This is a genomic window from Rahnella sp. CG8 (assembly GCF_023701875.1).
GTDB classification, from domain to species: Bacteria; Pseudomonadota; Gammaproteobacteria; order Enterobacterales; family Enterobacteriaceae; genus Rahnella; species Rahnella aceris.
The window spans coordinates 51,274-63,354 of the sequence record NZ_JABAED010000023.1 but is presented as its reverse complement, the minus strand read 5'-3'; the positions used below and the strand labels follow the sequence as shown (position 1 = coordinate 63,354).

The window sequence follows — 12,081 nt, the reverse complement described above, 5'->3', positions numbered from 1 at the left end:
TAAAAAACCGGACACTGAATGTCCGGTTTTTTTATGTCAATAAAGGGTCTGAGATAACTTATTCGGCTTTATCGATCATCGCCTGTGCCGTAGCGATCGCCGCTTCACGACTGGCTAATACGCGTTCGACCGTATCGACAATCGCCTGAGTTTGCGGATCGATTTCGATATTAATTTTGTCGCCCAGACGTTTCGTGCCCAGCGTTGTGCGTTGCAAGGTTTCCGGAATTAAATGTACACAGAAACGGGTGCGGGTCACTTCACCGATGGTGAGACTAATACCGTCGATCCCGATATAACCTTTATGTAATACATATTTCATCAAATCTTCATGCGGCATACGGAACCAGATCTGACGGTTATTTTCTGACGTCAGGATTTTTGCCACTTCCGCCGTACAAATAATATGACCAGACATTAAATGTCCGCCAATTTCATCATTAAAACGCGCTGCACGTTCCAGATTAACTGAGTCGCCCTCTTTCAGTTCGCCCAGATTTGTCAGGCGCAGGGTTTCTTTCATCAGATCAAAACTCACCAGGTCACCGTTCACTTCAGTCACCGTCAGGCAGCAACCGTTGTGTGATACCGATGCGCCGAGTTGCAGGTTATCCAGCATATCTTCAGGTAAACGAACAACATGGGTACGGAAATTGGGTTTCTCGTCGATCGATACGACCGTGCCGGTTCCCTGTACAATTCCGGTAAACATAGCCTTTTCCTCAATGTTTGAATCTGTTGTATTAAAACGTCACTCCGTTCAGTTTGCCGCAGAATTAATTGAAAGCCAAATCTCTGCAAGAAGAAATAGCACCGTCTGCTTCAATTCCATTATTTAACCAGCTATTAACAGCTTTGTTTGCTTAAAAATACCGACAATGTACAATCTTCGGACTATTTCTCTCTGTTTAATGCCATCTGTTGTGGCGTTTTTTATTCAATATAATCAAGAAAAAAGGTGTATCTGTGCAGAAGTACCTTGCAGAAGCGCGGGTTTTGTTAGCGCTTGCCATCCCGGTCATCCTTGCGCAAATAGCCCAGACATCCATGGGCGTTGTGGACACAATAATGGCGGGATCGGTCAGTGCCACGGACATGGCTGCCGTCGCTGTCGGCACCTCAATCTGGTTGCCGGCGATTTTATTCGGACACGGTTTACTCTTGTCACTGACACCAACCATCGCGCATTTAAATGGAGCCGGGCGTCGCGATAAAATTGGTCATCAGGTTCAGCAAGGATTCTGGCTGGCGTCGGGGGTTTCGGTGCTGATCATCGCGGTGCTGTCACAGTGCGACCATATTCTTAGCCTGATGCATAATATTGATCCCGAACTGAAAGCAAAAGCCGTCGGCTATCTGCATGCCATTATGTGGGGCGCTCCGGGCTATTTATTCTTCCAGGTGCTGCGTGACCAATGTGAAGGTTTGTCAAAAACCAAGCCAGGCATGGTGTTCGGCTTTATCGGTCTGCTGGTGAACATTCCCGTGAATTACATTTTTATTTACGGCAAGTTCGGTGCGCCCGCGCTCGGTGGCGTCGGCTGTGGTGTCGCCACGGGGACCGTATATTGGGTCATGTTCTTCATCATGCGGATTTACGTACGTCGCAATCGTGCCCTGCGCGATACTCAGCCGCATTCGCGGTTTGCGAAACCCGACTGGCCGACATTGCGCCGTCTGATCCAGCTCGGTATGCCAATCGCACTGGCATTATTTTTCGAAGTGACACTGTTTGCGATCGTTGCCCTGCTCGTCTCCCCACTTGGGATCGTGGCTGTCGCCAGTCACCAGATTGCGCTCAACGTCGGTTCCCTGATGTTCGTCATTCCGCTGTCTTTAGGTGTCGCCGCCACGATTCGAGTGGGTTCGCGGCTGGGGGAATCGTCGGTTGAAGGCGCGAAGATTGCGGCTTATACCAGTATAGGAACGGGAATTATGATGGCCTGTTGCACCAGTCTGACGGCCATCATTTTCCGCGAGCACATTGCCTCCCTTTATAATGACAGCCCGGAAGTCGTCACTCTGGCTTCCCATCTTCTGATCTTTGCTGCGCTGTTTCAGATTTCAGATGCGATTCAGGTTATCGGTAGCGGCATTTTGCGGGGCTATAAAGACACACGTTCCATCTTCTATATTACGTTTGTCGCTTACTGGGTGCTGGGCCTGCCGGTAGGGTACGCTCTCGGACTGACCGATATTCTGGTTCCGCAGATGGGCCCCAGCGGTTTCTGGTGCGGATTTATTCTGGGGCTGACCTTCGCAGCGCTGATGATGACATTGCGGATGCGCTGGTTACAGAAGCAACCGTCTTACACCATTTTGCAAAAAGCGGGCCGTTAATCCCCCCGGCTTCATCCGCGTGCTGTGAATATCTGTTCCGGCGCGCGGATTTTTCAGCTATTGCGCTGGCTGTTATGTCTAAAAAAACAACGCAATGCACATAAGCTCGGCAGTCACGCACAATATGACAGGAAAATGTCTTTTTTCCCTTGCCAGTATTCAGAGAGGTCGTTAATATTCGTCCCCGTCGCCAACACTGGCTGATGAAAAAGAAAAACGATGCGTCCGTAGCTCAGTTGGTTAGAGCACCACCTTGACATGGTGGGGGTCGGTGGTTCGAGTCCACTCGGACGCACCATCTTTCTTAGCAGTACCGTTGCATATTGTGCGTCCGTAGCTCAGTTGGTTAGAGCACCACCTTGACATGGTGGGGGTCGGTGGTTCGAGTCCACTCGGACGCACCAAAGCAACTTCCTGAACTCTCCCTTGTGCATCAAACTCCCTGGAACGACCTGAACCTCTCTGCTGGCTTTTATTTTCCCTGATAAATTTACGTTAAGTCATCCGTTTGTATTTTTTAAGATTATTTCCCGTATGTATCATTTTTGACACTTGCGTGAACAAACCGTTATCACTTCTGCTTTCACCCCTGCCCGCATTGGGTAATTTCAAAACAACGTTCCGAAATCTGCCCTAAGCTTGCGCCGCATCACGTTTTTTATTTGGTTTCCCAACCTGTTCCCCTCTATAATACGCATCGTCTCTTCGATTGAATGGTTTCAGCCCCTTGATCTGTCGATATCGCACTTACAAAAGCATCACCACTCCAGTAGCGATGATAAATCGCACAAATCGCTATGCTTTGGCTGAACTTACTACACCATTCCTTTCACAGTCTTCTACGCTTAGTAATGATTTGCTTCAACCAGGCACCACCTCAATTCCGCGCGGGCAGCGATGCTGTCAGGCAAACACTTTTCCAATCCATCACAACTTGTAGATAAAATCGTCATGAAAAAGACCAAAATTGTTTGTACCATCGGACCGAAAACTGAATCCGAAGAAATGCTGACCAAGCTGCTTGATGCAGGCATGAACGTTATGCGTCTGAACTTCTCTCACGGTGATTATGAAGAGCACGGTCAGCGCATTCAAAATATCCGCAACGTGATGGCGAAGACCGGTCACAAAGCGGCAATTCTGCTGGACACCAAAGGTCCTGAAATCCGCACCATGAAACTGGAAGGCGGCAAAGACGCTTCTCTGGTTGCGGGTCAGACTTACACTTTCACCACGGATCAAAGCGTTATCGGTAACACCGAACGTGTTGCGGTTACCTATCAGGGTTTTGCTGCTGACTTGAAAATCGGCAACACCATTCTGGTCGATGACGGCCTGATTGGTATGGAAGTGACCAACGTCACCGAAACCGACGTGACCTGTAAAGTGCTGAACAACGGCGACCTGGGCGAAAACAAAGGCGTTAACCTGCCAGGTGTTTCTATCGCACTGCCAGCGCTGGCTGAAAAAGACAAACGTGACCTGATCTTCGGTTGCGAGCAAGGCGTTGACTTCGTCGCGGCTTCTTTCATCCGTAAACGTTCTGACGTTCTGGAAATCCGCGAACACCTGAAAGCACACGGTGGCGAACACATCCAGATCATCTCCAAAATCGAAAACCAGGAAGGCCTGAACAACTTCGACGAAATCCTCGAAGCGTCAGACGGCATCATGGTTGCCCGTGGTGACCTGGGTGTTGAAATCCCGGTTGAAGAAGTTATCTTCGCGCAGAAGATGATGATTGAGAAATGTAACCGTGCACGCAAAGTGGTTATCACCGCTACACAAATGCTCGATTCCATGATCAAAAACCCACGCCCTACCCGTGCAGAAGCTGGCGACGTAGCTAACGCCATCATCGACGGTACCGACGCAGTGATGCTGTCTGGCGAAAGTGCGAAAGGTAAATACCCGCTGGAAGCTGTAACTATCATGGCTACCATCTGTGACCGTACTGACCGCGTAATGCAAAGCCGTATTGATGGTCAGAACGAAAACCGCAAGCTGCGTATCACAGAAGCGGTTTGTCGTGGTGCTGTTGAAACTGCAGAAAAACTGGACGCGCCACTGATCGTCGTTGCCACCAGCGGCGGTAAATCAGCAAAAGCCGTGCGTAAATACTTCCCGCATGCGACTATCCTTGCCCTGACCACTAATGAAATCACCGCACGTCAGTTGATCCTGACCAAAGGTGTGGTGACTCAACTGGTGAAAGAGATTGCTTCTACTGACGACTTCTACCGTATCGGTAAAGAAGCGGCGATTGAAAGCGGTCTGGCACAGAAAGGTGATATCGTAGTGATGGTTTCTGGCGCACTGGTACAGAGCGGTACAACCAATACTTCATCGGTGCATGTTGTTTAATTAAAAACGTGACCAAGAGCATTAATGAACGCCGCGAAATGTGGCGTTTATTTATTCAAAAAGTATCTTCTTTCATAAAAAGTGCTAAATGCAGTAGCTGCAAAATTGGGATAAGTCCCATGGAATACGGCTGTTTTCGCTGCAATTTTTAACTTTTTCGTAAAAAAAGATGTTTCTTTGAGCGAACGATCAAAATATAGCGTCTACCGGCAAAAAATTATTCTCATTAGAAAATAGTTTGTGTAATACTTGTAACGCTACATGGAGATTAACTTAATCTAGAGGGTTTTATAATGAATCGCACTAAACTGGTACTGGGCGCTGTAATCCTGGCTTCAACTATGCTGGCTGGTTGTTCAAGCAATGCTAAAATCGACCAACTGTCTTCAGACGTTTCTACTCTGAACTCTAAAGTTGACCAACTGAGCAACGACGTGAACGCAATCCGTTCTGACGTTCAAGCAGCTAAAGACGATGCAGCTCGCGCTAACCAACGTCTGGATAACCAAGCTCACGCTTACAAGAAGTAATATTTACTTCTCTAGTTCAATGGCGCACTCAGTGCGCCATTTTTTTACCTGCAATTTCATTATGTTTTTTTCTCCCCCGCTTTCAGGTCTTTGAATCATCACTAAATCCCCCATTTAAAACGCCCTCAATCACTCACGTGAATGTCAGCCATAAAAAAGGGACCATGATGGCCCCTGAAGTTTAAATCGTTTCTGATGTGTTTCTGCGACGTTTACTGCGTACTGGCTGTATTGACTGCCGGTTCGCCCGAAGTCGCTGTTTGCGGCTGATTGATAGCCGGTGGTGTATCCCCCGCTTTATCGCCAACGCTGACAACAACCGGCATACCCGCACGGCGTTTAATCGCTTCTTTTACCATCTCAGCGTTAGTCTCATCATGCTTAATAAATTTCTTCATTGCTGCAGTCAGAGGAATTGGTTTGGTTTGCGGGTCATCTTTCTCCGTGTGGGACAACGGCTGATGCACCTCGATATAGCGTTTACCGTCCGGTTCGATATCAAACTTGATTGGCTGATTCACGATTTGTACGCGTGTCCCTTTAGGCACCGAGTTAAACAGCGCTTCGATATCGTCAGGACGCAGACGGATACAACCGGAACTCACGCGCATACCAATGCCGAAGTTCGCATTGGTGCCGTGGATCAGATACTGTCCTGTTCCTGCAGACAGACGCATCGCAAACAAGCCCATCGGATTATCCGGCCCGGCTGGCACCATGCCCGGCAATGTGATCCCCTCTTTCAGATAAGCTTTACGGATATTGGCAGTGGGCGTCCAGGTAGGATTGGGGATCTTCTGGCTGACTGATGTCACCATCTCCGGTGTGTTACGCCCTAACTGGCCGATACCAATCGGATAGACAATGACTTTGTCCTCGCCTTTCGGATAGTAGTAAAGACGCATTTCAGCCAGATTGACTACGATACCTTCACGTTTGGTATCCGGTAACAGCATCTGCGAAGGAATGGTCAGCACAGTTCCGGCTTTTGGCAAATAAGGGTCAGTTCCCGGATTCGCTTCCAGCATCGCAATCAGGCCAATCTGGTATTTGGCTGCCACGTCTTCCAGCGGCTTACCGTCGTTGGGCACAACATACGTTGTATTTTCGCCAATCAGGCGGCTATTATCCGGCGGCAATGGATATTCTGCTGCACTTGCGGTCATGGAATGCGTTGCCATTATTGTGCCAACTAACATTGCCAGAAGGGGTAATGCGCGTCTCATACTCAGTCCTTTTTCGGCCTGCGCTCAGCGAATCTGAGGCAAGACAATTATCTTGTCTGGTAATATTAGCAGCACAGAATTTCATGGCAATCAAACCACTGTAAATCAGAAAGTTACCTTACAGAAGTCAGAATAAAAAGCAGGAGGATAGTGGGTTGAAAAATCAGGAGTAAAAGGAGATATACGCAGAGAAAGAAGTCATCTGCCTTGCTCATTAGCAGATAATTCCTAATGAGCAAGGCAGTACAGCAGCGAGCGGTATTAAGACAACTCTGCGGCTTTAGCGCGAATAGAGCGAATCATCGCTTCCAGCCCTTGCGAGCGTGAAGGTGTCAGATGCTGACTCAGTTCAAGTTCAGTGAAAAACGGACGTACATCCAGTTCCACCACATCACGAGGCGTTAAACCCTGATACAGGCTGAAGACAATCGCGACCAGACCTTTAACAATGGCTGCATCACTGTCACCTTCGAAGGTCAGTGCACCATTTTCATCAGTGCGCATCACAATCCATACCTGACTCTGGCAGCCGGAAATCAGGTTTTGATCCTGACGGTGTTCTTCCGGTAAAGCCGGTAACTGGCCACCCAGCTCAATCACGTACAGATATTTTTCTTCCCAATTCGGGCATCGGGAAAAATTTCTGACTAACTTGTTTCTATCTGGCAAAGCCATAAAGACATCCTGATCTGGGCTGTCAGGATTAACCCAACAACCGGTGAATACGTTGCAGTCCAGCGACCAAACGGTCGACTTCTTCACGTGTATTGTACATCGCAAGCGACGCGCGGCACATAGCCGGAACACCGTAGAAGGACATTAATGGCATCGCACAGTGGTGACCGGTGCGGATGGCAATACCGTATTGGTCAAGGAAACTGCCTACGTCGTACGCATGGTGTTTGCCGAGATTGAACGCAATAACCCCAGCTCGGGTGGCAGGGCCGTAGATCTGAATATCAGGCACCTGCGCCATCGCGTTGAGCGCATAGCTCATCAGTTCCTGTTCATAAGCATGGATATTTTCCAGACCCAGCTCAGTCACGTATTCCATTGCCGCACCCAGCCCCATAATTCCGCCGGTGTTGGGTGTGCCCGCTTCAAACCGCCACGGCGCCGCCGCGAATGTCGTGCCTTCGGTCAGACTGACATGTTTGATCATTGAGCCGCCACCTTCCCACGGAGGCATCTGATCCAGCAACGCCTTGCGGCCGTACAGAATACCAATACCGGTCGGCCCGTAAAGTTTATGTCCGGACCAGACATAGAAATCACAGCCCAGCGCCTGCACGTCAACCGCATGATGCATGACCGCCTGCGCGCCATCGACCAGGACGGTCAGACCAGCAGCCTTCGCCTGAGGGATGATTTTTTCGATCGGGTTAACAGTGCCCAATACATTGGAAACATGCGCCAGCGTCAGTAATTTTGTGCGTGGCGTGATCAGCGATTCAAGCTGTGACAAATCCAGCTCACCTTCGGGTGTCAGGTGCCAGACATCGATATGAAGATCACGTTCTTTCGCCAGCATCTGCCATGGCACGATGTTCGCGTGGTGTTCCATTTCAGTCAGAATAATGTGGTCGCCGGCGTGTAAAAACTCACGTCCCCAGGTATTGGCGACCAGGTTAATGGCTTCCGTGGAACCTTTGACGAAGACGATTTCTTCCGCCGATGCGGCATTCATGAAATGGGCGGCCTGAGTGCGGACGTTTTCCATCTGCTCAGTCGCTTCCGCGCTCATGGTGTGAATACCACGGTGAACCGCAGCATAACCTTGTTCGAAGAAAGACATTTCTCGTTGAATAACCTGATGCGGTTTCTGCGCGCTGGCCGCGCTGTCAAGGTAGGCCAGCGGCTGGCCGTTAACTTCACGGCTCAGCACAGGGAAATCGCTACGTACTCTTTCCAGTGGAAAACTCATTACTTACCTCGATTTAGTCTGCCTGCAATACGGGCAATGACGACTTCACGCAGGGTTTCATTCTTAATGGCTTCCGTCAGTTCGGCAGCAAAAGCGAAGATGATCATTTGCTGAGCATCCTGCCCGCTGATCCCACGGGTACGCAGATAGAAAAGCTGTTCGTCGTCGATACGACCCACTGTCGCACCGTGGCTGCACTTCACGTCATCGGCATAAATTTCCAGCTGAGGTTTGGTATCAACCTCAGTGTGTTTGCCCAGCAACAAGTTGTTGTTGGTCATTTTGCCATCAGTTTTCAGTGCGTGCTGGGCCACTTTAATCATGCCGTTGAAAATCGCTTTAGCGCGATCGTTCACGATCACTTTGTGCAACTGTTTGCTGTTGCAATAGCCTTTATTATGTTCCAGATACGTCCGGGTATCGGCAATCTCAGAATCAACCGGCAGAACCAGACTGTTGATATCCAGATTGCTGTTTTCGCCGTTAAGCTGCGCGCTGGTGTTATTTCGGGTCAGGCCCGCCCCCAGCAGGAAACTGTGGCTGGAAACACGTGCATCGCGCCCGATGACCAGATCATTATGCGAGAAGTGGAAACTGGCCTGGCTTTCAAAGGCCAGTTTGTAATGCGTGAAATCTGCATTATCGCCCACATTTATCGTCATACGTGCACCGGTGAAATGTCCCTGGTCGTTCAGACTCAGGTAATGCTCGATAACTTCTGCATTCGCACCATTCTCAATCGCCAGGTGATAACGATGATGAACGGTATTCATTTCGCGCGACTGGTCACGACCACTGCTCAGATGGAGCAGATACAGCGGTTTCTCAGCGTGCTTGCCTACAGGCAAACGCACAGAGAAAGAATCCTGCGCCAGACTTTCAGTCAGATGTAAAAACACCTCTGACTGAATCGGATCCGGTAACGTTTGTTGCGCGGAAGGGCTCAGTTTTTCGATTTCAAACGCACCGGTATCGCTGTCGCTCAGGCTCGCATCAAAACGGCCATCCACGAAAACCAGACGGTAGCACTCCAGTGGCAGCGCAAGGGATTTGATTTTCTCAACCGTCAGCGCCTGCTGCTGAGGAGCAAAGAACTGATTGCCCAGCAGTGAAGAAACCGGCGTGTATTTCCAGTCTTCCAGTTTGGCATGCGGAAAACCGAGGCGCAGCACCTGTTGCCAGTGAGCATGCGCGTGGGGGGATTGCTCACCGCCACGGCTTTCAAAAAGACGGTAAAGTTGCTGCATGGCGTGCGAACTGCCCGCCGCAGGGACATTACTCTTCGTCGGTAAGCCAGCCATAACCTTGCTCCTCTAACTGTTTAACCAAGGTGAAATCGCCGGATTTAACAATGCGGCCCTGATACAGAACGTGCACGTAGTCAGGCTTGATGTAGTCGAGGATACGCTGGTAGTGGGTGACAATAACGAATGAACGTTTGCCGTCACGCAGTGTGTTGACACCATCAGAAACAATCTTCAGCGCATCGATGTCCAGACCGGAGTCGGTTTCATCAAGGATGCACAGGTTTGGTTCAAGCGCTGCCATTTGCAGAATGTCGTTACGCTTTTTCTCGCCACCGGAGAAACCTACATTCACTGAACGGGTGAGCAAATCGGCAGGCATCTTGAGCATCGCGATTTTCTCTTCGATGAAATCTGCGAAGTCAAAACGATCCATCGGCTCCTGCCCGCGGTATTTACGCACCGCATTCACTGCTGTTTGCAGGAAGAAATGGTTGGTCACACCAGGGATTTCTACCGGGTACTGGAAAGCCATGAATACGCCTTCGCCAGCACGATCTTCCGGCGCGAGTTCCAGCAAATCTTTACCGTTGAAGATGACGGAACCGTCAGTGACTTCGTAATCTTCACGGCCAGCCAGTGTCGCGGAGAGCGTACTTTTACCTGAGCCGTTCGGGCCCATGATGGCGTGTACTTCACCCGGTTTGATCTCCAGATCAAGTCCTTTCAGAATTTCCTTTTCTTCGACACGGACCTTCAAATTCTTAATGCTTAACATACGTATCCTTGAGTTTGCGCCTGGGCGCTCATAATTCTGTTTTATGCTGTGACTTTGAGAACTCACACCTGCACGTCGCACACATCACACCATGCTGCGACGGCAGGGAAAACGTACGGCGAATTAACCGACGCTGTGTTCAAGGCTGATCGCCAGCAGTTTCTGTGCTTCGACAGCAAACTCCAGCGGCAGCTCGGAAAAGACATCTTTACAGAAACCATTCACAATCATGGAAATAGCGTCATCTTCGCTGATACCACGTTGCAGACAGTAGAACAGCTGGTCATCGCCGATTTTTGACGTCGTGGCTTCATGTTCCAGCTGAGCCGTATTATTGCGCACTTCAACATACGGGAACGTATGCGCGGCACTGTCGGCGCCAATCAGCATGGAGTCACACTGCGTAAAGTTACGGGCATTTTCTGCACTTGGCAGGATCTTCACCAGACCGCGATAGCTGTTCTGGCTGTGACCGGCGGAAATACCTTTGGAAATAATGGTCGACTTGGTATTTTTACCAATGTGGATCATCTTGGTACCGGTATCCGCCTGCTGTTTACCACTGGTCAGCGCAACCGAGAAGAATTCACCGATTGAGTTATCACCTTTAAGAATAACGCTTGGGTATTTCCAGGTGATAGCTGAGCCGGTTTCAGACTGCGTCCAGGACATCTTCGAGCCAGCGCCTTCGCACAATGCACGTTTAGTCACGAAGTTCAGAATACCGCCGCTGCTGTCTTTGCTGCCGGAGAACCAGTTCTGCACGGTGGAATATTTCACTTCCGCGTCTTTGTGCAGGATGACTTCAACCACCGCTGCGTGCAGCTGGTAGGTATCACGTACCGGCGCGGAGCAGCCTTCGATGTAACTGACATAACTGCCTTCGTCAGCAATCAGGATCGTACGTTCGAATTGACCGGTTTTCGCTGCATTGATACGGAAGTAAGTCGACAGTTCCATCGGACAACGCACGCCTTTAGGCACGTAAACAAAAGTACCATCCGAGGCCACTGCCGCATTCAGCGCCGCAAAGAAGTTATCCTGCGCAGGCACGACGGTACCCAGGTATTTGCGCACCAGCTCAGGGTATTCATGAATTGCCTCACCAAATGAGCAGAAAATGACGCCCGATTCAGCCAGCTTATCGCGATACGTTGTGGAGACAGATACGGAGTCAAAAATCGCATCAACGGCGACTTCTTTGCCTTCACGAACCGGAACGCCCAGCTGTTCGAAAGCCTTTTCAACTTCGCTGGTCAGATAATTATTCGCTTCGCCCGCAGGAACACCGAGGGATTCGCCGCCCGATTGCTGCGTCGCACCCGGTTGTGAGCCACAACTATCATCGCAGCTGCCACAAGATGGCGCGGAATAATAGCTGTAATCCTGGTAATCCAGAGGCGTGTAATACGCCTTCAGCCAGTGTGGCTCTTCCATTTTCAACCAGGCATGATAAGCCTGCAGACGGAACTCCAGCATCCACTCAGGCTCGTTGCGCTTAGCGGAAATCGCACGCACCACATCTTCGTTGATGCCTGATGCTAATTCATCGGTTGCCAGCTGGGTAAAGAACCCTTCCTTGTAATTCGTCCCCTCGCCGACCCAAGACTGCACATCATCTGGAATTTCTACGTTGCTTCGTGACATGTTGGTTACATCGCTTTGTTTACAATAA

10 protein-coding genes and 2 tRNA genes are annotated in these 12,081 nt (G+C 49.9%); 5 read left to right on the top strand and 7 right to left on the bottom strand.

Annotated features, from left to right (window positions below; all coding sequences use genetic code 11):
• Positions 1–58: 58 nt before the first annotated feature.
• Positions 59–712, bottom strand: a complete 654-nt coding sequence (locus tag HGO41_RS19415) for a riboflavin synthase (protein WP_013576090.1) — start codon at positions 710–712, stop codon at positions 59–61.
• A gap of 254 nt (positions 713–966) precedes the next feature.
• Between HGO41_RS19415 and HGO41_RS19410 the strand changes: the two genes are divergently transcribed.
• The 5 genes from HGO41_RS19410 (at position 967) to HGO41_RS19390 (ending at position 5,234) form a co-directional block, all read left to right on the top strand.
• Positions 967–2,340, top strand: a complete 1,374-nt coding sequence (locus HGO41_RS19410; protein ID WP_013576091.1) for an MATE family efflux transporter — start codon at positions 967–969, stop codon at positions 2,338–2,340.
• 221 nt (positions 2,341–2,561) lie between these two features.
• Positions 2,562–2,638, top strand: a tRNA-Val gene (locus HGO41_RS19405).
• 29 nt (positions 2,639–2,667) lie between these two features.
• Positions 2,668–2,744, top strand: a tRNA-Val gene (locus HGO41_RS19400).
• A 547-nt stretch (positions 2,745–3,291) separates the two neighbouring features.
• On the top strand, positions 3,292–4,704 hold the full coding sequence (gene pykF, locus HGO41_RS19395) for a pyruvate kinase PykF (protein WP_037035301.1): 1,413 nt from the start codon (positions 3,292–3,294) through the stop codon (positions 4,702–4,704).
• 293 nt (positions 4,705–4,997) lie between these two features.
• The gene (locus tag HGO41_RS19390; RefSeq protein WP_013576093.1) at positions 4,998–5,234 is read left to right on the top strand and encodes a major outer membrane lipoprotein; all 237 of its coding nucleotides are present in this window, start codon (positions 4,998–5,000) and stop codon (positions 5,232–5,234) included.
• Positions 5,235–5,446: 212 nt separating this feature from the next.
• On the opposite strand, the gene HGO41_RS19385 is transcribed toward HGO41_RS19390, so the two are convergent.
• The 6 genes from HGO41_RS19385 to sufB all read right to left on the bottom strand — a co-directional run bounded on the left by HGO41_RS19385 (position 5,447) and on the right by sufB (position 12,053).
• On the bottom strand, positions 5,447–6,460 hold the full coding sequence (locus HGO41_RS19385; protein WP_013576095.1) for a L,D-transpeptidase family protein: 1,014 nt from the start codon (positions 6,458–6,460) through the stop codon (positions 5,447–5,449).
• Positions 6,461–6,721: 261 nt separating this feature from the next.
• Positions 6,722–7,135, bottom strand: a complete 414-nt coding sequence (gene sufE / locus HGO41_RS19380; protein WP_112152177.1) for a cysteine desulfuration protein SufE — start codon at positions 7,133–7,135, stop codon at positions 6,722–6,724.
• 28 nt (positions 7,136–7,163) lie between these two features.
• A complete protein-coding gene (gene sufS, locus HGO41_RS19375; RefSeq protein WP_112197126.1) occupies positions 7,164–8,384 on the bottom strand; it encodes a cysteine desulfurase SufS in 1,221 nt (406 codons plus the stop codon).
• Positions 8,384–9,685 (bottom strand): Fe-S cluster assembly protein SufD, encoded by a 1,302-nt coding sequence (gene sufD / locus HGO41_RS19370; RefSeq protein ID WP_013576098.1) that lies wholly within the window; start codon positions 9,683–9,685, stop codon positions 8,384–8,386. Before sufD ends, sufS begins: the two co-directional genes overlap by 1 nt.
• Positions 9,660–10,406, bottom strand: a complete 747-nt coding sequence (gene sufC / locus HGO41_RS19365; protein ID WP_013576099.1) for a Fe-S cluster assembly ATPase SufC — start codon at positions 10,404–10,406, stop codon at positions 9,660–9,662. The genes sufD and sufC overlap by 26 nt, the downstream gene beginning before the upstream one ends.
• Positions 10,407–10,529: 123 nt before the next feature.
• Positions 10,530–12,053, bottom strand: coding sequence for a Fe-S cluster assembly protein SufB (gene sufB / locus HGO41_RS19360; protein WP_013576100.1), 1,524 nt, complete (start codon positions 12,051–12,053; stop codon positions 10,530–10,532).
• Positions 12,054–12,081 lie beyond the last annotated feature (28 nt).